At 69.7% G+C, this 22409-nt stretch carries 17 protein-coding genes; 12 read left to right on the top strand and 5 right to left on the bottom strand.

Going from position 1 to position 22409, the window contains the following annotated elements; all coding sequences use genetic code 11:
- Nucleotides 1-4 precede the first annotated feature (4 nt).
- From KME78_RS08355 to KME78_RS08340, 4 genes are all read left to right on the top strand, one after another.
- A complete protein-coding gene (locus tag KME78_RS08355) occupies nt 5-685 on the top strand; it encodes a response regulator (protein ID WP_219528225.1) in 681 nt (226 codons plus the stop codon).
- A gap of 68 nt (nt 686-753) precedes the next feature.
- A complete protein-coding gene (locus KME78_RS08350) occupies nt 754-1353 on the top strand; it encodes a TetR/AcrR family transcriptional regulator (RefSeq protein WP_219528224.1) in 600 nt (199 codons plus the stop codon).
- Nucleotides 1353-3086: an ABC transporter ATP-binding protein gene (locus KME78_RS08345; protein WP_219528223.1), complete on the top strand. Its 1734-nt coding sequence runs from the start codon at nt 1353-1355 to the stop codon at nt 3084-3086. Before KME78_RS08350 ends, KME78_RS08345 begins: the two co-directional genes overlap by 1 nt.
- On the top strand, nt 3083-5038 hold the full coding sequence (locus KME78_RS08340; protein ID WP_219528222.1) for an ABC transporter ATP-binding protein: 1956 nt from the start codon (nt 3083-3085) through the stop codon (nt 5036-5038). The genes KME78_RS08345 and KME78_RS08340 overlap by 4 nt, the downstream gene beginning before the upstream one ends.
- Nucleotides 5039-5104: 66 nt before the next feature.
- Here the strand turns inward: KME78_RS08340 and KME78_RS08335 are convergent, their stop codons facing one another.
- The 3 genes from KME78_RS08335 to KME78_RS08325 all read right to left on the bottom strand — a co-directional run bounded on the left by KME78_RS08335 (nt 5105) and on the right by KME78_RS08325 (nt 7601).
- Entirely contained in the window at nt 5105-5413 is a 309-nt protein-coding gene (locus KME78_RS08335) for a MiAMP1 family antimicrobial peptide (RefSeq protein ID WP_219528221.1), read from the bottom strand.
- A gap of 94 nt (nt 5414-5507) precedes the next feature.
- A complete protein-coding gene (locus KME78_RS08330; protein ID WP_219528220.1) occupies nt 5508-6146 on the bottom strand; it encodes a hypothetical protein in 639 nt (212 codons plus the stop codon).
- A 60-nt stretch (nt 6147-6206) separates the two neighbouring features.
- Nucleotides 6207-7601 (bottom strand): ATP-binding protein, encoded by a 1395-nt coding sequence (locus KME78_RS08325; protein ID WP_219528219.1) that lies wholly within the window; start codon nt 7599-7601, stop codon nt 6207-6209.
- Nucleotides 7602-7898: 297 nt separating this feature from the next.
- Here KME78_RS08325 and KME78_RS08320 point away from each other — a divergent pair, with 297 nt between their 5' ends.
- The 3 genes from KME78_RS08320 to KME78_RS08310 are packed head-to-tail and all read left to right on the top strand — an operon-like array spanning nt 7899 to nt 14731.
- Nucleotides 7899-11528, top strand: a complete 3630-nt coding sequence (locus tag KME78_RS08320; protein ID WP_219528218.1) for an nSTAND1 domain-containing NTPase — start codon at nt 7899-7901, stop codon at nt 11526-11528.
- 27 nt (nt 11529-11555) lie between these two features.
- Entirely contained in the window at nt 11556-12206 is a 651-nt protein-coding gene (locus KME78_RS08315) for a hypothetical protein (protein WP_219528217.1), read from the top strand.
- Complete coding sequence (locus KME78_RS08310; RefSeq protein ID WP_219528216.1) at nt 12179-14731, top strand: NACHT domain-containing protein; 2553 nt, start codon at nt 12179-12181, stop codon at nt 14729-14731. Before KME78_RS08315 ends, KME78_RS08310 begins: the two co-directional genes overlap by 28 nt.
- A gap of 4 nt (nt 14732-14735) precedes the next feature.
- Here KME78_RS08310 and KME78_RS08305 read toward each other — a convergent pair whose 3' ends face one another.
- Both KME78_RS08305 and KME78_RS08300 read right to left on the bottom strand, forming a co-directional pair.
- Nucleotides 14736-15467, bottom strand: coding sequence for an SDR family NAD(P)-dependent oxidoreductase (locus KME78_RS08305; protein WP_308126850.1), 732 nt, complete (start codon nt 15465-15467; stop codon nt 14736-14738).
- Between the two features lie 159 nt (nt 15468-15626).
- Nucleotides 15627-16265 carry an HNH endonuclease family protein gene (locus tag KME78_RS08300; RefSeq protein WP_219528214.1) on the bottom strand — a complete coding sequence of 213 codons (639 nt, stop codon included), beginning with the start codon at nt 16263-16265 and terminating at the stop codon, nt 15627-15629.
- Nucleotides 16266-16585: 320 nt separating this feature from the next.
- Here KME78_RS08300 and KME78_RS08295 point away from each other — a divergent pair, with 320 nt between their 5' ends.
- Genes KME78_RS08295 through KME78_RS08275 form a run of 5 tightly spaced genes read left to right on the top strand, consistent with a single transcriptional unit; the run spans nt 16586 to nt 22407 of the window.
- Nucleotides 16586-17932 carry an ABC transporter substrate-binding protein gene (locus KME78_RS08295; protein ID WP_219528213.1) on the top strand — a complete coding sequence of 449 codons (1347 nt, stop codon included), beginning with the start codon at nt 16586-16588 and terminating at the stop codon, nt 17930-17932.
- Nucleotides 17929-18849 (top strand): carbohydrate ABC transporter permease, encoded by a 921-nt coding sequence (locus KME78_RS08290; RefSeq protein WP_219528212.1) that lies wholly within the window; start codon nt 17929-17931, stop codon nt 18847-18849. Before KME78_RS08295 ends, KME78_RS08290 begins: the two co-directional genes overlap by 4 nt.
- On the top strand, nt 18846-19658 hold the full coding sequence (locus KME78_RS08285; RefSeq protein ID WP_308126849.1) for a carbohydrate ABC transporter permease: 813 nt from the start codon (nt 18846-18848) through the stop codon (nt 19656-19658). The genes KME78_RS08290 and KME78_RS08285 overlap by 4 nt, the downstream gene beginning before the upstream one ends.
- Nucleotides 19655-21418, top strand: a complete 1764-nt coding sequence (locus KME78_RS08280; protein ID WP_219528211.1) for a glycoside hydrolase family 36 protein — start codon at nt 19655-19657, stop codon at nt 21416-21418. The genes KME78_RS08285 and KME78_RS08280 overlap by 4 nt, the downstream gene beginning before the upstream one ends.
- Nucleotides 21415-22407, top strand: a complete 993-nt coding sequence (locus tag KME78_RS08275; protein ID WP_219528210.1) for a LacI family DNA-binding transcriptional regulator — start codon at nt 21415-21417, stop codon at nt 22405-22407. Before KME78_RS08280 ends, KME78_RS08275 begins: the two co-directional genes overlap by 4 nt.
- Nucleotides 22408-22409: the final 2 nt, after the last annotated feature.

Below are 22409 nucleotides of genomic sequence, written 5' to 3'. Positions count from 1 at the left end.
CGGCATGACAATCTCGGTGGCGCTCGTCGACGACGAGGCGATGATCCGCGTGGGCCTGCGGCTGGTGCTCAGCAGCGAATCGGACATCGAGGTCGTCGGCGAGGCGTCCGACGGCGTCGAGGCGCTCGACCTGGTCGCGCGTACGCGGCCCGACGTCGTGCTGATCGACGTGCGGATGCCGAAGATGGACGGGCTGGAGGCGTCGCGGCGGCTCGTACGCGACCACCCCGAGAGCAAGGTCGTCGTGCTGACCACCTTCGACGAGGACGCCCACGTCGCCGCCGCACTGCACGCGGGCGTCAGCGGCTTCCTGCTGAAGGTCGCCCCGCCCGAGCATCTGGTCGAGGCGGTCAGGACGGTGGCGGCCGGCGGCGGGCTGCTCGACCCGGCGGTGACCCTGCGGGTGATCGCCGCGTTCGCCGGCCAGCCGGATCCCTCCCGCGCCACGAGCCGGGCAGCCGAGCTGGACGCGCTCACCGGCCGGGAGACGGACGTGCTGAAGCTGCTGGCCCAGGGCCTGACGAACACCCAGATCGCCGCCCGGCTCTTCCTGGGTGAGGCGACGGTCAAGACCCACCTGTCCCGGGTCCTGATGAAGCTCAACCTGACCACACGCGTTCAGGCGGTCGTCTTCGCCTACGAGAGCGGCCTCGTCCGCCCTGGAGAGCAGGACCGCCACAGATAAACCATTTGAACGAGTGAGTACTCGCTCAGTATGCTCGCCCCGTGACAAAGAGGCGCAGGGTGCCGGCTATGGCGCCAGAAGACCGCCGGGCCGCGCTCATCGCCGCCACGGTTCCCCTGTTGCGTGAACACGGCACCGCCTTGAGCACCCGGCAGATCGCCGAGGCCGCGGGCGTGGCCGAGGGCACGATCTTCGGCGTCTTCCCCGACAAGGCCTCGCTGCTGCGGGCGGCGCTGATGAAGGCGTTCGACGCGCAGCCAGCGGTGGACGCGCTGGCGGCCATCGGCACGCGGACCGAGCTCCGGGCCCGGCTGCGCGAGGCCGTCGCGATGCTGCGGGCGGGCATGATCTCCAACGCCAAGCTCTCCGCCGCGCCCGGGGACCCGCTGGTCGACGACCCCGAGTTCCGCAAGCGGATGCTGGACAACCGGCGCCGGATCGGGTCGGCGCTCGCCGCCCTGGTCGCGCCCGACCGCGACCGGCTGCGCCGATCTCCCGAGGGCGCGGCGCACCTGCTCCTCATGCTGATCGCGGTGAGCGTCTACCGCGGTTTCGGCCTGGACGGCGAGTTCGGCGACATGGACGACGCGGAGATCGTCTCCGTCCTGCTCGACGGGCTGCTCATCCGGCCGTCCTCCACTCCTCCTCCTACAGAAAGCCCTACGTGATGCTGCTCCGTCTTCTGCGGGTCCAGCTCAGGCCGTACGGGAAAGAGATCACGCTCGTCGTCCTCTTCCAGTTCGTGCAGACGCTGGCCACGCTCTATCTCCCCACCCTCAACGCCGACATCATCGACAACGGCGTCGTCAAGGGCGACACCGGATACATCGCCCGCATCGGGCTGGTGATGCTCGGTGTGACGCTCATCCAGATCACCTGCTCGATCGTGGCCGTGTACTACGGCGCCCGGACCTCGATGGCCCTGGGCCGGGATCTGCGGGCCGCGATCTTCCACCGGGTGCAGGACTTCTCCGCCCAGGAGGTCAACCGGTTCGGACCGCCGTCCCTGATCACCCGGACCACCAACGACGTGCAGCAGATCCAGTTGCTCGTGCTGATGACGTTCACGATGATGGTGGCCGCGCCGATCATGTGCGTCGGCGGCATCGTGCTGGCGCTGCGCATCGACGCGACGCTGTCGTCGCTGCTGCTGGTCGTGCTGCCCGTGATGATCGTCATCGTGGGCCTGATCGTGATGCGGATGCGGCCGCTGTTCCGGTCGATGCAGGAGCGCATCGACCGGATCAACCAGGTGCTGCGCGAGCAGATCACCGGCATCCGGGTCATCAGGGCCTTCGTCCGCGACAGGCACGAGCGCGAGCGCTTCGGCGTGGCCAACGACCAGCTGACCGATGTGTCGCTGCGGGTCGGGCGGCTGATGGCGCTGATGTTCCCCTCGGTCATGCTGGTGGTGAACCTGTCCAGCGTCGCCGTGGTGTGGTTCGGCGGTCACCGCATCGCCGACGGGAGCATGCAGGTGGGCGCGCTGACCGCGGTCATCTCCTACCTGATGCAGATCCTCATGTCGGTGATGATGGCGATGTTCATGTTCATGATGATCCCGCGGGCCGAGGTCTGCGCCGAGCGCATCGACGAGGTGCTCGACACCGAGCCGACCGTCCACCCGCCGGCCACCCCCATCACCCCGGAAAGACACCTCGGCGAGCTGGAGCTGCGCTCGGTGGACTTCCGCTATCCGGGCGCCGAGGAGCCGGTGCTGTGCGACGTGAGCTTCACGGCGCGGCCGGGCCGTACCACCGCGATCATCGGCAGTACGGGCAGCGGTAAGACGACGCTGCTCAACCTCATCCCCCGCCTGTTCGACGCGACCGCCGGCGAGGTGCTGGTCGATGGCGTCGACGTACGCGACCTCGATCCGGCCGCGCTCGCCCGGGCGGTCGGCCTGGTCCCGCAGTCGCCCTACCTCTTCTCCGGCACCGTCGCCTCCAACTTGAGGTACGGCAAGCCGGACGCGACCGACGAGGAGCTGTGGCAGGCCCTTGACGTGGCCCAGGCCCGCGAGTTCGTCGAGGCGATGCCCGGCGGCCTGGACGAGCCGATCTCCCAAGGCGGCACGAACGTCTCCGGCGGCCAGCGCCAGCGCCTGGCCATCGCCAGGACGCTGGTGCACCGGCCCGAGATCTACCTGTTCGACGACTCCTTCTCCGCCCTCGACTACGCCACCGACGCTCGGCTGCGCGCCACGCTGGCCGAGAAGATCACCGATGCCACGATCGTCATCGTGGCCCAGCGGGTGAACACGATCCGCGACGCCGACCGCATCCTCGTCCTCGACGACGGCCGTGTGGTCGGCAGCGGCACCCACACCGAGCTCATGACCAGCTGCCCGACATATCGGGAGATCGTGCTGTCCCAGCTCACTGAACAGGAGGCAGCATGACAACCGAGGCGCCCCCGCGCCGTCCTCAGCCCAGTTTCGGCCCAGGCAGGATGATGTCCGGGCCCGCTGAGAAGGCGCTCGATTTCGGCGGTTCGCTCCGCCGGTTGCTGCGGTTACTGCGTCCCGAACGCGCGCTGCTGGGGATCGTCCTGGCCCTCGGGGCGGCCAGCGTCGCGCTGAGCGTGACGGGTCCCAAGATCCTCGGCCACGCCACGGACCTGATCTTCTCCGGCATCATCGGGGCCCGGCTGCCCGCGGGGATCACCAAGGAGCAGGCCGTGGCGGGGCTGCGCGCCAAGGGCCAGGGCACGTTCGCCGACATGGTGTCGTCGATGAGCGTGGTGCCCGGTCACGGTGTCGACTTCACCGCGCTGGCCCAGGTGCTGGGCTGGGTGCTGGCGATCTACCTGCTGGCGTCGCTGCTCGGGGTCGCGCAGTTCCGGCTGACCACGACCATCGTGCAGCGGGCGGCGTCCCGGCTGCGTGAGCGGATCGAGGCCAAGCTGGCGCGGCTGCCGCTGAGCTACTTCGACGGCCAGCCGCGCGGCGAGACCCTCAGCCGCGCCACCAACGACACCGACAACATCGCGCAGACGCTGCAGCAGACGATGAGCCAGCTCATCACGTCGGTGCTGACCGTCGTGGGGGTGCTGGTGGTGATGTTCTGGATCTCGCCGATCCTGGCGCTCATCGCGCTGGTCTCGGTGCCGCTGTCCATCTACGTCACCACGGTCATCGGCAAGCGGTCGCAGCCGCAGTTCATCAAGCAGTGGTCCTCGACGGGCAAGCTCAACGGCCACATCGAGGAGATGTACGGCGGGCACACGCTGGTCAAGGTGTTCGGCAGGCAGAAGGAGGCCGCCGAGATCTTCGCCGAGCACAACCAGGCCCTGTTCACCTCCAGCTTCCGCGCCCAGTTCATCTCCGGGATGATCCAGCCGGCGATGATGTTCATCGGCAACCTCAACTACGTGCTGGTCGCCGTGGTGGGCGGGCTCAAGGTGGCCTCGGGCTCGATCTCGCTGGGCGACGTGCAGGCCTTCATCCAGTACTCGCGGCAGTTCAGCCAGCCGCTGACCCAGGTGGCCGGCATGGCGAACCTCGTGCAGTCGGGCGTCGCCTCGGCCGAACGGGTCTTCGAGCTGCTGGAGGCGCCCGAGCAGTCCGAGGAGCCCGCCAAGCCCGCACGGCCCGCGCAGGTCAGGGGCCGCGTGGCGTTCGAGAACGTGTCCTTCCGCTACTCGCCGGACCGGCCACTGATCGAGAACCTGTCGTTGACCGTGGAACCCGGCCAGACCGTGGCCATCGTCGGCCCCACGGGAGCGGGCAAGACGACGCTGGTCAACCTCATCATGCGCTTCTACGAGGTGACCGGCGGCCGTATCACGCTCGACGGCGTCGACATCGCCGAGATGTCCAGGGAGGAGCTACGCGACAACATGGGCATGGTGCTGCAGGACACCTGGCTGTTCGCGGGCACGATCGCGGAGAACATCGGCTACGGGGCTGAAGGCGCCACGCCCGAACGGATCGAGGCCGCCGCGGAGGCCGCCCACGTGGACCGCATCGCGCACACGCTGCCCGACGGCTACGACACGGTGATCGACGAGGAGGGCGGCGCGACGGTCAGCGCGGGGGAGAAGCAGCTGATCACGATCGCCCGGGCGTTCCTGTCCGAGCCGGCGATCCTGATCCTGGACGAGGCGACCAGCTCGGTCGACACCCGGACCGAGGTGCTCATCCAGCGGGCGATGAGCACGCTGCGCGGGGGACGCACGAGCTTCGTGATCGCCCACCGGCTGTCCACGATCCGCGACGCCAACCTGATCCTGGTCATGGAGAACGGGCGGATCGTCGAGCAGGGCACGCACGAGTCGCTGCTGGCCGCGGACGGCGCCTACGCCCGGCTGTACTCGGCCCAGTTCGCCCAGGCGGTCGCGGAGGTGGATTAGCTCCGCACACGCATCGGTGCCCGGTGAGATCTCACCGGGCACCGATGCCTTTCTACTGGGTCACGATCAGCACACGATGAAGATGCTCTGCCAGCCGACAGGCGTCCGCTGCTCGGCGTTGCGGTTGGAAGGCAGCTCGAAGTGCATCACACCCTGCGCGTTGGGCTGGTTGTACATGCGCCCCGACTGGCCGTCGCCGTACCACTTGTAGGAGCCGTGGAAGGGGATGTTGGACGGCCCGCACGCGTCGATGACGACGGACCTGCCGGTGAAGCCCCGGCCTTCGTAGGCGACGTACTGCGAGGCGTAGGCGGCACTGGCGGTGAGCGCGATGATTCCGGCTGTCAGGGCGGGGACGAGAAGGATTCTCTTCACGATGCTCCTTGAGTGCAGTTCTGCTCGGCCGTCCCCCATCATGTACGGAAAGTAATTGAGGCGACACTTACTGTGACGGAAGGCTGTGCTCGCCTCAGCGATACCACGCGGCGCGGAGGGCCTGGATCTCGTCGGGGGTGCTCTCCCGGGCGATGTACGGGATGTCGAGGATGTGGCGGCTGCCGGGCAACTTGGCGCGGACCACACCGGCGTCCTGGAGGATCTGCGCGTAGACGGAGGCCCCGTCCATGCAGAACACGTCGATGACCGCCACCCGCCCATCGAGGGCCCGCCGCAGGTTGCCGGGATTCAGGTCGATGCCGTCCCACCAGGGCGTCCTGGCCCGGAACTCGGCGTCGACCGCGGCGGCGGCCTGCCGTACGTCGGCCAGGGCCGCATCGCCCTCGCCCGCGCGCCACTGGCGGGCGACCTCCTCGGCCCGCACCGTCTCCAGCGGTGCCAGGAATTCCAGCACAGCCAGCGTGCCGCCGCCGTCCAGCGGGCTGTCGACGGCGACCCGCGGCAGGTAGGGGTTACCGCGCCGGCGACGACACAGCTCGAGGAAGGCGGCGTAGGCCGGATCGAACGGACACACCCTGGCCGCCCAGAGCCCGTCGGGAGAGCGCAGGCCGATCGCCCAGTCGCCGACGCCGCACGGCGTCCAGCCCGCCAGCACCAGCTCGGCCGTGGCCTCGCGGTGCGTCATCGAAGGCCACGGGGCGTCGGGGAGCACGGGCGCAGCCTACGAGATCCGCCCGAGCGGACGCACCCGGGTTTCGGCTCGGCCCCACCGCTACACCCACGACCGGTCAGCCCGTCCGACCAGCCCCTTGACGACTCGGAACCTGACGCCGCCGTCCACACCATGAAGATCATCGATGGCGTCCGTCTGGTGCAGCAGCGCCGAGACATGGTCGCGGACCAGATCATGGAACCGGTACCGGCAGGGGGCGGACTCCCGCAGGAGATGGACGTCCAGCAGCCGCTCCAGCAGCCGTCTCGCCCGCGTCACGGTCGTGCCCAGCGCGGCGGCGGCCTCGGCGGCGCCGAACTCGGTGCCGACGTGCGAGCCCAGCAGCCGATACACCCGCCGCTGCTCCTCGGAAAGCCGCTGATAGGACAGGTCCAGGGCGGCGGTGACACTGTGCGGCCCGGCCGTCAACTCGGCCAGCCGATCATCCGTCAACCGGTTCAGCAGATGTCCGGCGCTCCAGGTCGCACGCGCCTGAAGCTGGACGGCGGCGATGCGGATGGCGAGCGGGAGCAGCCCGCACCGCTCCACGATCTCCACCAGAACGGTCGCCGGCGCATCCGCCACCTGCTCCTTCCCGGCCGTGCGGGTGAACAGGGCGACCGCCTCCCTCGGCGGCAGGACATCAAGCGACAGGGTCCGGGTGCCGTCCAGGGCGATCAGCCGGCGCCGGCTGGTGATGATCAGCCCGCAGCCCGGGCCGGCCGGAAGCAGCGGGCGGACCTGGTCTTCATCGGCGGCATTGTCCAGCACGATCAGGATTTTGCGATCGGCCAGCACACTGCGATACAGCGCGGCGCGGTCATCGATGTGCTCAGGGATGTGTTCGTCGACGACGCCGAGTGTGCGCAGGACGCGGGCGAGCGCGTCACCTGGATCGACGGGTGACATTTCCTCGGTATGGCCGTGGAGGTTGACGAACAACTGCCCGTCGGGAAAGCGAGAGGTAAGACGATGGGCGGCATGAACGGCCAGTGCCGTCTTACCGACTCCGGCCATGCCGTCAATGGCGACGACCGTCATCGTGCTCGCATTCTCGTGGTAATCCGCCAATGCCATCAGTTCACGCCGCCGGCCGACAAATGCCGCCACGCCGGCCGGTAGCTGCCGCGGAATGGGTGGCCGGCCGGACCCTGCCGGATCATCGTGTTCAGCGGAGGCCGACGGACCGCGAGCCACGGTGACCAGCGTCGCGCGCTCTGCGCCGTCCAGCCTCAACGCCTCCGCCAGCAGCAGAATCGACCTGATACGAGGCTGCTGGAGCCCGTCGTGTTCCAACCGGCGAACGGTCCGGACGTTCAGGCCGGCCCGTTCGGCCAGCTGCTCCTGCGTCAGCAACGCCCGCTTCCGCCACGTGCGCAGCAGCGTTCCCAAAGAAGAATCGGCGTCGGGTGGCCGTATGACGTCCACCTGCCGGGAAGCGGTGGAGATGGTCACGGCGACTCCGAGCTCATCAGGTTGGATAAGGTCGTCCTTACGTCCGCACGCCTTTGGAGATCTGTGTCTGATACTCATGGCCGGTCGACACCCCCGTTCTTGTCGCCGGACCTGGCCGGTGAGATCCGCAGATACATCAAAAGCGCGTTCGGGCTGTTCGAACCACTGGTCAGACGAAAGCGAACGGAATCAGACGGCCTGCGGAGGCCGGCTCATCGCGTTTCGATGCGTTTGATCGGCCTCGGCGCGATTAGCAAGAATGAAGGCCATGGGTGAGGGTGACGAGGATGGGGCGCGGTGCTGAGAAGCCACGGTGCCCTGTTGTCGCCGGAGGTGTGCCCCTACCAAGGCTTGGCGCCGTTCGAGAGCGAGAAGAGCGAGTTCTTCTTCGGACGGGCCCGGGCGACCCACAGCCTTCTTGAGCGCCTGGCACCACGCCTGGACGAGCACGGGTCCATCCTGCTGATCTCGGGTGCCTCGGGTGTGGGCAAGTCGTCGCTGTTACGGGCGGGGCTGATGCCCGCGCTGGCGAAGGGGATGTTTCCGGTCGCCGGATCGCACCGTTGGCCGCGGCTGCTCCTCACGCCGACCTCAAGGCCGTTGCGGGCGCTCGCCGAAGGGTGGGCGGAGGAGTTCGGCGGGCGCGTCGAGACGGTGCACGAGCACCTGCGGGACGATCCACGGCGGACGCTGTCGGAAGCTCTCTTACCGGACGGTCGTCTCCTCCTGGTGGTCGATCAGTTCGAGGAACTGTTCGTCCTGGTGACCGACGAGCAGGAGCGCCAGGCGTTCGTGCGGGTTCTGGACGTCCTGGCCGAAGGCCCGCGGGGCGCCGGAGTGATCATCGGGGTGCGCGCGGACTACTGGGACCGTTGCGCGGCCTACCCGCAGTTCGCCGGGGCCATCCAGGACGGCCAGGTCATCGTCGAGCCGATGGCGGAGGCGGATCTGCGGCTGGCCATCACCGGCCCCGCGGCCGCGGTGGGCCTGGAGATCGAGCCCGGTCTGGTGGAGACCATCCTGGGGGAGCTGACCGCCGGCGATCGTTACGAGGCCGGGGCCCTGCCGTTGCTGTCGCAGGCTCTGCGCAACACCTGGGAGAGACGTGAGGACGGCCGGCTGACCGTCCGGGGCTATGAGGAGTCCGGCCGGGTACGCGATTCCGTGCGGCGTACGGCCGACGAGGTCCTCGGGCGGCTGCCGGCGGAGGACCGTAAGGCCGCGCTCCGGATCTTCCGGCGCATGACCTTGATCACCGCGGGCGGGCGGGTGGCGCGGCGCAGAGCGACGCTGACCGAGATCCACGCCGCCGCGTCGGCGGACTCGGCGGAGCGGCGAGACCGGGCGGAGGCGCTGCTCTCCGCGTTCGCCGACCAGCGCCTGCTCACCCTGGACGAGGACAGCGTCGAGATCGCCCATGACGCGCTCCTGATCGCCTGGCCGACGCTTCGCCAATGGCTCGAACCCGACCTCACCGCGCAGACGGTGTACGACCAGCTCATCGACGACGCCGCCCAATGGGCCGAGAACCACCGCGACCCCGCCTTCCTCTACCGGGGTGCCCGGCTGCTGGCGGTCCAGGACACCCGGCCCCGCTGGGACCGCGACCCCGACAGCTTCCCACCGCCCGGCCCCACAGTGGAGCGCTTCATCACGGCGTCGACGGGGGCGGCACGGCGGGCCGGCCGCCGCCGGCGCCTCGTCATGGCCGGTCTCGCGGTGCTGTCGGTGCTCGCCCTTATCGCGGCCGGCGCCGCCGTCAACGCGGCGAACGAGGCCGATCAGCAACGCAGACAGGCGCTCTCGCGCCTGTTGGCGGCGCAGAGCGAGGGCGCCGGCGACCCGGTCATCGCCGCACTGCTGGCTGTGGCCGCCTGGCGGATCGCCCACACCTCCGAGGCCCGTTACAGCCTGCTCGACGCGGCGACACAGCCGGGCCGGGCGGTCCTGCCCGGCCACAAAAGCCCCGTATCCGGATACAACAGCCCCATAAGGGAACTGGCCTTCAGCCGCGATGGCTCGATCATCGCCACCGTGACGGACTACGATGACGCCGTGCGGCTGTGGGACACCGCGTCGCGCCGGCAGCTCGGCGCCCCGATCGTCCATTTACAACTGGCGTGTGGCGCGGGCGCCCACGTGGCCATCAGTCCCGATGGAAAGATGTTGGCCACGGCATGCGGCGGGTTCATCCTGTTCTGGGATATATCCGCGCACCGGCAGCTGGGTGTCCCGCTGGAGAACAGGGCGTCCGCGCAGGCGCTGGATTCCGTACAGGCGTTGGCGTTCAGCCCGGATGGAGGGACCCTCGCGGCCGCGACCTACGAGGGCACCATCCGGCTGTGGGATGTGGCCACCCGCCGCCAGATCGGGGACACCATGGGACGTCCCGGCCAGCCGACGGGCAAGAAGGCGATCAATGCGGTGGCCTTCACCCCAGACGGGAAACGCCTGGTCACTGGCGGAGCCGACAACACCGCGCGGCTGTGGGACCTCGCCACACACTGTCAGATCGGGGGCACGTTCCGGCACGCCGACGACGTTCATGACGTCTCCATCAGCCCGGACGGAACGACTCTCGCGACAGCGAGCAAGGACGGGACCGCCCGCCTGTGGAACCTTGCCACCCATCACCAGATCGGCAGTGCTCTGCGAGAGCGAGACGGTTTCTACGGGATAGCGTTCAGCCCGGACGGAAAGAGGGTCGTCACCGCCGGAGCCGACGGCTTCACCCGGCTATGGGACACCGCCGGCCATCAACGGGTGGGCCCCGCGCTCGCCGACAAGCGGCAACCTGCCAAAACAGTGGCGTTCAGCCCTGACGGGAGGATTGTGGCGGCCGCCGGTGATGACGGCGTGGTGTGGTTGTGGGATCCGGTGGCGCATCGACAGGTCGGTGCGGCAATGCCCGCGATATCCGAGGTCGCCTTCAGCCCCGACGGGAAGACACTGGCCGCCCCCGGCCCCGGTGTCAGCCCACGCGACAGGGATGCTGATTTCGCGGTCCGGCAATGGGATGTGGCGACCCAACGTGAAATCAGTCGTCGCGTCCAAATCGAAGATGGCCGGCCGTCCGGTATCCACAAAATCAGATTCAGTCCCGATGGCAGGAAGCTCACCATAGCGAGCGTCCTCGGCGACATACGGTTGTGGGACACCGCCACTCTTCGTCAGATCGGCCCGCTCGTCTATTCGGACCGGAATAACTGGCCCCAACGAGAGATCAGCCCCGACAGCAGGGTCGTCGCCATGCGGAACGATGGTTTCATCAGTTTCTGGGACGTTGCCGGCCGCCGTGAGATCTGGCCGCGCATCACCGTCAGCGACGACAACTACGCCGTCACGGCCATGGCATTCAGCCCGGATGGCGGCATGTTGGCTGTCGCGGGCGGTGACCGTACCGTGCGGCTTTTCGACGTGGTCACTCACCGCCAGATCGGGGCCCCGTTGCCGGCCGCCACCGAGGGCAGATCAACCGATGCCCTCGCATTCAGCCATGACGGCAAGACCCTGGCCACCACGCCTGGCAACGGCACCGTACGACTGTGGGACGTGGCAGGTCATCGTCCGACCGGGGCCGTTCTGACCGGCCACACCGACTACGTCGGCGCCGTCGCGTTCAGCCCCAAGGGCAATACTCTTGTCACAGGCTCCGCGGACCACACCATCCGGCTGTGGGATCTGCAGACCAACCGTCAGATCGGGGCCCCGCTGACCGGTCATACGAGCGTCGTGAGCAAGGTCGTGTACAGCCCGGACGGCACCACCGTCGCCTCTGCGAGCTACGACAAGACCGCGCGGTTATGGAACGTCGCGATACCCGCCGATCCCGCCGCCACGGTATGCGCCAACGTGGGCCGCTCCTTCACCCGGGCCGAGTGGGAGCGCTATATACAGGGAGAGAAATTCCAGCAGATATGCACCTGACCATCCCCGTTAACGGACGGACCAAGGATGTTTCTTAGGGGTTTCCGGCGACGGACCGGCAAGCCCGTCCCGGAACTGGCCGCGTTGTTCCGCTCGATCGTCGCGGACGGCCGGAAGGTCCACCCGATGGCGTCGGATTTCCTGGAACACTTCATGGACGGCGTCGGTGCCTCCAGGACGATGTCACTGCGCTGGCTCCGCTCGTTCAAAGTGATCAAGAAAGCCGAGCGCAAGAACCAGCGCCGTTTCGAACGGCAGCTCACGCGAGAGGCGGGCCTGCTTCGGGACGGCGCCTCCACCTGGTTACACGACTATTGGGACGCGCGGGTCAACGCGTTCATCGGCACGGAGCTCTTCTACGTCAGCAGGATGAGTCTGCTGCGCTCGCAGGGCTCGTTCGTCCTGACCCGGACCGGACCCGAGGTGCGAGCGTCCGGTACGGTGCGCCACCACTGGTTCGATCCCTATGACTGGGACCGCGGCCGATGGGTCTACATTCCCCGGCACGGGTTCGTGCCCATCGCGGTCGGCCGGGAGCTGGTGGAGTCCGATGAGGCGCGCAATTTCCTGATGGAATCACGTCATGTCCAGACACTGGTAGGCACGTGCAGGGATGGCCGGTGGCCCCGGCACGGGAAGGCGGTGTTCGAGTGGTCGCTGGTGAGGACGACGCGCTGATGACCGCGGATCAGCCCCGTCCACCCGATCCCACCGAGGCCGGCAACGCCGCGGACTTCGTCCGGTCGCTGGTCCGGCTCAAACAGTGGGCCGGCGAGCCATCCTTGAGCAGGCTGCGCTCTCTCGGCGGCCAGACGGTGACCTCGGACGGCGTCAAGATCGACGCGTTGCCCAAAAGCACGACCTCGCAGGTGCTGCGGCAGACCGACAGGCTGCCGCGGTGGGATTTCGTGCAGGCCTTCGTCACCGCCTGCCTGCGTTACCGCGACTATCCGAGTGAGCTGATCCCCGCTGAGCTCGAACGCTGGCGGGTGGCCAGGGCCGCCTTGACCGAACCGGTCACCCACACGGAGACCCCGGCGGAGACGGTCACGGAGGGTGACGCGGTGGAGATCGAGGCGGCTCCCACCGGCCGGGACCATGCCGTCGAACTCCTGGCGCGGCGCGTAGCCCGGGAGGAGGACAGAGCGCGTAAAGGGCTGCTCGGCGGCTACAGCATCGCGCCGGTCTCGTTCGCACCGTACGCGGACCCGATCCACGACGACGCCACCGGCGAGGGGAAGGACGACCTGCACTCGATCGGGACGTTCTTCAGCGGGCTGCGCCCACAGCGCCTGCTGGTCGTGGGCGAGTCGGGAGCGGGCAAGACGGTGCTCGCCATCGAACTCGTGCTGCAACTGCTGGAGCCCCTCCTGACCACCGGTGGCCGACCCGGTCAGCGGCAGATGGTGCCGGTACGCCTGAACGCCGCACGATGGACCTTGGGCAGCCCGTTCGAACCATGGCTGGCCGAACAGCTCGTGCGCGACTTCGGACTCGCGGCCAAGGACGCGGAGCGGCTGGTGCGGGACCGCCAGGTGCTGCCGGTGCTGGACGGACTGGACGAACTGGACCCCGAGCCGTCCATGGGCCCGCCCCGCCGGGCGATCGGCCTGCTGGCCGCGCTCAACCGGTACAGCGACCTTTCCGGACGGCGACCGGGGGCGGTCGTCGTGACCTGCCGCGCCGACCGCTACGCCGAGCTGTCCGAAGCCCGCGCCGGACTCGACGACGCCACCCGGATCCATCTGCGTGACCTGACCATCGAACAGATCAACGCGTACCTGCGCACCCGCTGGCCGGACGGCCATCCCTGCGACACCTACCGCGACGGCATCCACGCGGCACTCTCCGGACCGTCGGGGACGGCCATCCGCACCGCCCTGGCCACGCCGTGGCGGCTGTTGCTGACCGTGACCGCCGTGGAGTCCGGCGCCGATCCGGCCGAGCTGCTCCGCGCCGGCCCGGACCCCGACCCACGGGTGGCGGCGGCGCGGATCGCCCGGGGGCTGCTCGACGCGTACGTCCCGGCGGCGACCGGCCTGACCCCGCGCGCCGCCCACGGCACCCCCTACCGTCCTGAACAGGTGCGGTCCTGGCTGGAGAACCTGGCCTCGCACCTGCGATGGCAGGCCGCCTACACCGCCGGGACGGATCGGCCGCCGCCCGGTCTGACGCCGATCGACATCGTTCCGCACCTGCTGTGGCCGATCGGTGGCCGGCGGCTGGTCCGGGCGCTGCACTGTCTGTGCTGCGTGATCTTCGCCGTCATCGCCATGCTGGCGTTCTGGGCGGGGTCGGGGGCCGAGCGTCCCGGTGACCCGCGCGACTGGCTCGACGCGGGGGAGGGGCTCACCTTGGCGCTCATGGCGGGCTGGGTGGGCATCGCCACCGGCCTGTCGCTGTCGCCGTGGCCGGCCGCCGCCGGGGGGCGGGCCAACGTCCCGCACCGGCGGCGCATGATCGGCGGTCTGCTCGGCGCCCTGGTGGGCGGCCCGGTCGGCGTGCTCTGCGGCCTGGCCGGGTTCGTACTGACCGGCGGCAAGGTCTTCGACCCCGGGTTCGCCGTCGCCGCGGGGGCGGCCGGGGGCGGGGTGTTCGGGGCGGTCATCGGATTGACCGCCGCCGCGCGGCCGGGAGCCGAGCGCATGTCCATACCCGAGGCGGTCCGCGCCGAGCCGGCCATCCTGCTGGGCTTCGGACTGTGCGGCGCCCTCACCGGACTGCCGCCGCTGCGCCTGGCCGACGCCGGCCCGCTCCCCCTGGCCGCGGAGATCATGGGGGCCTTCGCCTCGGCCTTCGCGCTCGGGGTCGTCTTCAAGATCGCCACGGGTGGCTGGAGCAAGGACGCCGAGCTGGCCCACCCGCGAGAGGCCCTGCGCCGCAACCCGATGATCGGCGTGGCCTTCGGCCTCACCGGCGGTGTCGCCGCCTTCCTCGTGTTCGTCATGAACCGGGGAGTCGTCGAGTCGCTGGCGTGCGCGCTCATCGGCGGTGTGACCTTCGGCCTCGCCTTCGGCGCGATCGCCTGGTCCCGCACCATGATCGGCCTGATCGTCTCGGCCGCTCGCGGTGTGCTTCCGCTACGGCTGTGGACCTTTCTCGACTGGGCCTGCGAGGCCCGGCTGCTGCGCGTCAGCGGCGCCACCTACCAGTTCCGGCACCGCGAACTCCAGGACTTCCTGACCCCGCCGGAGGACGACTGAGCTTTCAGCGCAGGTAAGAGGCGCCGTTGAGGTCGAGCACCGTGCCGCTGACGAACTCCGCCTCGGCCGAGGCGAGATACCGCACGGCCGCCGCCACCTCCTCCGGCTGGGCGATCCGGCCGAACGGGCTCTGCGCCTCGACGCCGGGCCGGTTCTCCTCGGTCAGGAGGGAGGCCACCATGTCGGTCTCGACGAACCCCGGCGCCACCGAGGAGACCGCGATGCGATGCGGGGCGAGCGCGATGGCCAGCGACTGCCCCATCGCGGTCAGGCCGGCCTTGGCGGCGGCGTATCCCGGTGCCTGCGGCTCGCCCCGGTAGGCGCCACGGGAGGCGACGTTGACGATGCGCCCGCCACGGCCGCGCTCCACCATGTGCCGGGCCACGCACCAGGAGACGTTCGCGGCGCCGATCAGGTCCACCTCGACGGTCCTGCGCCAGGTTCGCTGCCAGGAGGCGTAGTCCACGGTCAGCGGATCGTGGAAGAGGTAGACGGCGGCGTTGTTCACGAGCACGTCGATGCCGTCGAGGGCGTCGATCGCCGCCGAGACGAACGCGGCGACGGCGTCCGGATCGGCTATGTCTCCCTGGACGACGGCGTGGCCGTCGCCGTCGAGCGCCGATCTGGTCTCCTCCGCCTCGCCGGGGGAGTCCCGGTGGTGGACCGCGACCCGGTCGCCTCCGGCGGCGAAGATCTTGGCGATCTCGCGGCCGATCCCGCGCGACGATCCGGTCACGAGTACGCCTCGGCTGTTCACAATTGACCTCTTTCACCCACAGGCTGCCGTCTGCCATGCAGATTAGAGGGGCATATTTCGCACTCCTTCGCGGGGGTCCCGAAGATCGGCACAACGCCCCCGCTTCCTCGGAGGCGTTGTGCCGTGGCAGGCCGGAGGTCAGCAGGTGGCGAGCATGCTGCTCAGCGCCGTCTTCTCCGCGCTGTCGAGGGTCAGGCTGTAGTACCACTTGACCTGGATCCAGGATCGGGCGTAGCGGCAGCGCTCGGCGGTGCGCGGCGGCTGCCATTCGGCCGGGTCCTGGTCGCTCTTGGACTGGTTGACGTTGTCCGTCACGGCCCACAGCTCGGGGCCGCCCAGGTCGTTGGCGTACGTCTGGCGCTGGGCGGTCGTCCACGCCCATGCCCCCGAGGCCCATGCCTCGGCCAGGGGGACCATGTGGTCGATGTCCACGTCGGAGGCGGCGGTCCAGGTCGCGCCGTCGTAGGGGCTGTACCAGGAGCCGGAGACGGCCGCGCAGGCGGAGTTGGTCACCACGTTGGTGCCGTCGCGCTTGAGGACCTCTTCGCGGGTGTTGCAGGTCCCGCTCTGGGTGATCCAGTGCGGGAACAGGTCGCGGTCGTAGGTGCTGCTGTGGGATTCGGCGGCCACGGTCAGGGCCGCGAGCCGGGTGGCCGCGGTGGCGGCGGACGGGATGTTCGGCGGGATGGCCGCGGCCGGTTGCGTGGTGATGGCCAGGGTCAGAGTGGTCGCGCAGGTGACGCTGAAGGCAGCCGATAACGCACGCTTGAGGTGCATGGGGGGTGGCCCTTCTGCCGCCGTCCTCGGACGGGAGCAACTGCCTCGTCGGGGGCGAGGAGGGCGGGCACCTTGACGGTGACAGCGTCCGGTTGGTCCATAAATGGCCAGGTTTGCCGAGCGACAAAGTGGGCGTTGGTCTATTCCTGACACTGGCCGTCATGGCCCCGCCGACAGGCCGGTCAATGAGCGTGATGGCTTGCGTCGGACTTCCGGTTTCTGCCTGAAAGTTTTCGCTGAAGTATTGCAAGTGCTCGAAACGCGGATGTAACGTCACGCGGCAACAGGCCAAACCTCCTCATCCCCCCAGGAGTTCCTCCATGGCCCACCTCGACCGACGCCGATTCCTCCAGCTCAGTGCCCTGGCCGCCGGTGGGGCCGCGATGTCCGCCTGCGGTGGCGGCGGCGCCGCCCCGGCGGCCGCTCCGGCGGGCCCGACCGGCACGGCCGCCAAGGGCAACATCACCGTCTGGAGCTGGCAGGGCCCGGCCGCGATGATGAAGGAGCTCGTACCCGGCTTCCAGAAGCAGTTCCCCGGCATCAAGGTCGATGTCCAGGACATCGGCAATCCGGCCATCTGGGACAAGATCACCGCCGGGATGGCCGCGGGCGGTCAGGGACTCGGCGACGTCCTGCACATCGGCATCGACTACCTGCCTGCCTACATCGAGAAGTTCCCCGGCGGCCTGGCCGACCTCGTGCCGCTCGGCGCCGACCGGCACAAGGCGGAGTTCGCCCAGGGGATGTGGGAGACCGTCAGCCGCGACGGCAAGGTCTACGCGCTGCCGTGGGAGGCCAACTCGGCCGGTTTCTACTACCGGGCCGACCTGTTCGAGAAGGCCGGGATCGACGCGGAGGCACTGAAGACCTGGGACGAGGTCATCGAGGCCGGGATCGAGCTCAAGAAGAAGACCGGCGTCCAGCTGCTCGGCATCGACAAGCCCGCCTCCCAGGCCGACTCCGCCAACTTCTTCCAGATGCTGCTCCAGCTCCAGGACACCTTCTACTTCGACATGCAGGGCAACGTCACGCTCGACTCGCCACAGGCGGTCACCGCGATGACGATCATCAAGAAGCTCAACGACGCCGGCCTGGTCGCCGACATGTCGGGCGGCTGGAACACGATGATCAGCCAGCTCAAGAGCGGCAAGGTCGCGGTCCAGTCCATGCCCACCTGGTTCGGCGGGGTCGTCGAGGAGAACGTGCCCGAGCAGAAGGGCAAGTGGAAGGTCCGCCTCCCGCCCGCCGTCACGGCCGGCGGCAAGGTGTCGGCGACGGTCAACTCCACGCACCTGGCCGTCGCGGGCACCAGCAAGGTCAGGGAGGCCGCGTACGCGTTCGCCGAGTTCGTGCTCACCCGGCCGGAGAGCCAGGTCACGATCTATCGCGGCAAAGGCATCGCGCCCGCCCTCATGTCGGCGTACGACGACCCGATCTTCCACGAGACGTCCGCGTTCTTCAGCGGCCAGAAGAAGGGCGAGGTCTTCCTCGACGCGCTCAAGCGGCCCTCCTACGTGACCAACTACTCCGCCGACTACCCCCGCGCGCTCAAGGCCGTCACGGACGCCCAGACCAAGGTGCTGCTCAAGGGCGCCGACCCGGCCACCGTGCTCAAGGAGGCCGCCGACCTGATCGCCCAGCAGACCGGGCGCAAGGTGTTGCGATGACCGCCGTCACCGAGCGGGTGGCCACCGTTCCGCCGGACCATCGCGTGCCCGCCCGCGGGTGGCAGGGCAGGAGGCTCGCGCCGTACCTGTTCGTGCTGCCCGCGCTGGCCCTGTTCGCGGCGTTCAAGCTGTACCCGATCGTGTGGTCGTTCTGGCTGAGCCTGTTCAGGACGGACGGCGCGCTGCAGACCTTCGCGGGAGCGGCGAACTACGAGCGGCTGGTCGCCGACCCGCTGTTCTGGACCGCGCTGCGCAACACCGCGGTCATCCTGCTCGTCCAGGTGCCGATCATGCTGGCGCTGGCGATCGGGCTGGCGGTGGCGCTCAACTCGCGGCTGCTGAGGTTGCGAGGGTTCATCAGGCTCGGGTTCTTCATGCCGATGGTCACCGGTCTGGTCGCGTACGGGCTGCTCTTCGCGGTGCTGCTGAACCCGCAGTTCGGCCTGGTCAACTGGGTGCTCGGGCTGGTCGGCGTCGGTCCGGTCCCGTGGCTGACGGACACGCTGTGGGCCCGCATCGCCATCGGCCTCGCGCTGACCTGGCACTACACGGGCTACAACGCGGTGATCTACCTGTCCAGGCTGCAGTCGCTGCCGCAGGACCACTACGACGCGGCGGCCGTGGACGGAGCCGGCGCCTGGAACCGTTTCCGGCACGTCACGCTGCCGGGACTGCGCCCGGTCATCCTGCTCACGCTCATCCTGTCCACGATCGGCACGCTCCAGCTCTTCGACGAGCCGTACATCATGACCAACGGCGGCCCCGACAACAGCACGCTGACCGTGGGCCTGTACCTGTACAACAACGGCTTCAAGTACTTCGACTTCGGCTACGCCTCGGCCATCGCCTACGCGCTCGCCGTGATCATCGGGCTGCTCGGCCTCGCGCAGTTCCGCTTCCTGGGAGACCGGACGTGACCCGCCGGGTGATGCTCACCTCGTCGCTGCTGATCACGGTCACCGTGGTCCTCGCGCCGTTCTACTGGCTGGTCGTCGCCAGTACGCACAGCACGGCCGAGGTGTTCGGCAACCCGCCGCCGCTGCTGCCCGGCGGGCACGTGCTGGACAACCTGGCCACGCTGGAGTCGACCATCGGCTTCAGCCGGGTCGTGCTCAACTCCACCCTGATCGCCACCGTCTACACCCTGCTCGCGGGGCTGGTGTGCACCATGGCCGGGTACGGCTTCGCGAAATACCGCTTCCGCGGCCGGGAGCCGATGTTCGGGCTGCTCATGCTGGGCCTGGTCATCCCCAGCCAGGTGACGCTGGTGCCGCTGTTCAAGATGATGCTGGCGCTCGACTGGCTCAACACCTACCAGGCGATCATCCTGCCCAACCTGGCCCTGCCGTTCGGGATCTTCCTGATGCGGCAGTCGATGTCGGCGCTGCCCGACGAACTGCTCGCGGCCGGGCGCGTCGACGGCTGCGGCGAGCTACGGCTGTTCTGGCGGGTGGTGCTGCCGCCGATGCGGCCCGCGCTCGCGGCGCTCGGCATCTACCTCTTCCTCTACCAGTGGAACGACTTCGTCTGGCCGCTCATCGCGCTGCGCACGCGTGACGCCTACACGATCCCGCTGGCCATCGCGTCCATGCAGGGCGCCAACGACACCGACTACGGCGCGATCCTCGCGGGCACCGCCGTCGCCGCGATCCCGATGGCGGTCCTGTTCCTGCTGCTGCAACGCCATTTCATCTCCGGACTTCTCGCGGGAGCTGTGAAAGAGTGAGCGTCACGACCGCCGGGCTCGCGCCCGCGCCCACCGAGCCCCTGCTCGACGACGTACGGCTGGCCGTCCTGACGCACACCCCGGGCGCCACGGTCCGCCACGAACTGGCCGCCCGGCCCGACGGCACCGAGCTGCTGGAGATCCACTCCGACGGGGAGCTGGAGATCAGGCTGTCGGTCCCGCTCGGCGACGCGGCCGGCTTCTGGCACCCCGACGCCCAGTGGAACCGCACGATCGTCGCCGACTGGGCGGGGCTCACGCGGGTCTCGCTGGTGCGCGGCGCCGTGGCCGGCTGCCTGTACGACAGCGGCGGCACGTCCATGCTGGCCTTCGCCGCCCTGGACCCGGTGCCCGAGACCACCATGCGCTACGGGGTGTCCGAGGAGAACAAGACGTTCGTGGTCCACCTGCGCGTGCCCGCGGGACGCTCGCCGTACCGGATGGCCTTCGCCCGCAGCTCGCCGACGGTCGCGACCGCCCTGCGCAAGGTGCGCGGCGCGCTGGGGGCGGGACCGGCCGCGGTGCCGGAGGGGGCGCGGGTGCCGGTCTACTCGACCTGGTACGGCTTCACCCAGGCGGTCGAGGCGTCCGCCGTGGAGGCGGAGGCGCGGCTGGCGGCCGAGCTGGGGTGCGGGACGATCATCCTGGACGACGGGTGGCAGGAGCTGGGCAACCGGCGCGGGTACCACGGCGTGGGTGACTGGCGCCCCGATCTAACGAAATTTCCGGACTTCGCGGGGCATGTGGGCCGGGTCCGTGAGATGGGGCTGAACTACGTCGCCTGGGTGGCCCCGCTGCTGCTCGGCCTGGAGGCCGAGTGCTTCCCCGCGCTCGCCGCCCACGCCCCCGAGACCGGGGGAGTGCCCGGCGCGCACGTGCTCGACCCGCGCATCCCCGAGGTACGCGAGCACGTCGTGCGGACCTGCGTCAGGCTCGTCCGGGACTACGGGCTGGACGGGCTCAAGATCGACTTCCTGGACAGGGCGATGACCTACGCGGGCACGCCCTCGCCCGGCGACATCGCCGACGTGGGCACCGCCATGCGGGACCTGCTGGCCGAGGTGGTCGCGGAGGTCGAGGCGGTGCGGCCCGGCGCGCTGATCGAGCTCCGCCAGCCGTACGTGGGGCCGGGCATGACGCCGTTCGGCAACATGCTCCGCGCCAACGACTGCCCGGCCGACGCGGTCGCCAACCGGGTGCGGACCATCGACATCGGGCTCCTGACCGGGTCCGGCGCCGTACACGCGGACATGCTCATGTGGGACCCCGCCGCCCCCGCGCGGGCCGCCGCCCGCCAGCTGATCGGCGCGCTGCACTCGGTGCCGCAGATCTCGGCGCGGCTCGGCGAGCTGAGCGGCGAGCACCGCCGGATGGTGGCGTTCTGGTTGCGGCGCTGGCGGGAGCTGCGGCCGGTGCTGCTGGACGGGGAGGTCGAGCCCGGCCGCCCGGACGAGCTCTACCCGGTCGTCCGCGCCTCGCTCGGCGACCGGTGCGTGATCAGCGTGACCGCCGACCGGGTGGTCACGGTCGACGCCGCCCGGCACGCCAAGATCACCGTGGTCAACGGCACCGCCTCGGATCGGCTCGTGCTCGAGGTCGGCGGTGGCACCCTCGACGTGGCCGCGATCTTCCATGCCGACTGCTCCAGGGTGGACGTGGACGGCTCTAGGATCGAGCCGTCGGACCGGCGGCTGGGGCCGGGCCTGTGCGTGCTCGCCGTTCCGCCCTCGGGGCAGGCTGATCTGGAGGTGACGCGGTGAAGATCGGCATCACCGAGGTGGCGGCCATGGCCGAGGTGAGCGAGGCCACGGTCAGCCGGGTCGTCAACCGGCGCGCCGGGGTGTCGGCGAAGACCCGCGAGGCGGTCGAGCGGGCCATGGCCGAGCTGGGCTACGAGCGCTCCACCCGCGGCCAGCTCGTCGCGGTGATCACGCCGGGGCTGTCCAGCCCGTTCTTCACCGATGTGGCCGAGCTCATCGAGGCCGCGCTGGCGCCGCACGGGCTCAAGGGAGTGATCTGCCCGGCCATGCCCGGCGGCGTCCAGGAGCGCGAGTTCGTCTCCGCGCTGGCCGAGCACGGCGTGGCCGCGGTGGTGTTCCTGTCGGCCAGCAACACCCTCGACGACGCCGATCCCGGGACCTGTGACGTGCTGGCCGCGCGGCGGATCCCGTTCGTCGGGGTCAACGGCGGTTTCGACGGGCACGACATGCCGGTGCTGTCGACCGACGACCAGCTGTCGGCCGAGCTGGCCGTCGACCACCTCTGGTCGCTGGGCCACCGCAGTATCGGGCTGGCCTCGGGCCCCGCCGGCAACCGGCCGGCCGACCGGCGGGTGGCCGGGTTCCGGGCCGCGCTGGAGCGCCGGGGCGTCGAGGACACCGAATCGCTGGTGGTCAGGCAGCACTACACGGTCGAGGGCGGCCAGTCGGCGACGGCCGAGCTGCTCGGGCGCGGCGTGACGGCGGTCGTGGCGGCCAGCGACTTCATGGCGCTCGGCGCGATCAGGGCGGTGCGCAGGGAGGGACTCCGGGTGCCCGGCGACGTGTCCATCGTGGGGCACGACGGGTCGATGATCATGGAGTTCGTGGATCCGCCGCTGACCACCGTGCGCCAGCCGATCGACCGGCTGGCCAAGGAGGTGGCGCGGAGCGTCATCGCGCTGGTGGGCAACCGCGAGGTGCCCAAGGGCGAGCTGCTGTTCACTCCGGAGCTGGTGGTGCGGGGCTCCACCGCCCCGCCGCCTCGTTGAAG

Source organism: Nonomuraea guangzhouensis (assembly GCF_019396345.1).
GTDB classification, from domain to species: domain Bacteria; phylum Actinomycetota; class Actinomycetes; order Streptosporangiales; family Streptosporangiaceae; genus Nonomuraea; species Nonomuraea guangzhouensis.
Note: the sequence above shows the minus strand (reverse complement) of the source record. Positions and strands in the feature narration are given on the sequence as shown.

What these genes read in the sequence shown, in the direction of transcription:
- KME78_RS08355 (WP_219528225.1), top strand. Translation starts at nt 5, where the DNA reads ATGACAATCTCGGTGGCGCTCGTCGACGACGAGGCGATGATCCGCGTG.
- KME78_RS08350 (WP_219528224.1), top strand. Translation starts at nt 754, where the DNA reads ATGGCGCCAGAAGACCGCCGGGCCGCGCTCATCGCCGCCACGGTTCCC.
- KME78_RS08345 (WP_219528223.1), top strand. Translation starts at nt 1,353, where the DNA reads ATGCTGCTCCGTCTTCTGCGGGTCCAGCTCAGGCCGTACGGGAAAGAG.
- KME78_RS08340 (WP_219528222.1), top strand. Translation starts at nt 3,083, where the DNA reads ATGACAACCGAGGCGCCCCCGCGCCGTCCTCAGCCCAGTTTCGGCCCA.
- KME78_RS08315 (WP_219528217.1), top strand. Translation starts at nt 11,556, where the DNA reads ATGTTTCTTAGGGGTTTCCGGCGACGGACCGGCAAGCCCGTCCCGGAA.
- KME78_RS08300 (WP_219528214.1), bottom strand. Translation starts at nt 16,265, where the DNA reads ATGCACCTCAAGCGTGCGTTATCGGCTGCCTTCAGCGTCACCTGCGCG.
- KME78_RS08295 (WP_219528213.1), top strand. Translation starts at nt 16,586, where the DNA reads ATGGCCCACCTCGACCGACGCCGATTCCTCCAGCTCAGTGCCCTGGCC.
- KME78_RS08290 (WP_219528212.1), top strand. Translation starts at nt 17,929, where the DNA reads ATGACCGCCGTCACCGAGCGGGTGGCCACCGTTCCGCCGGACCATCGC.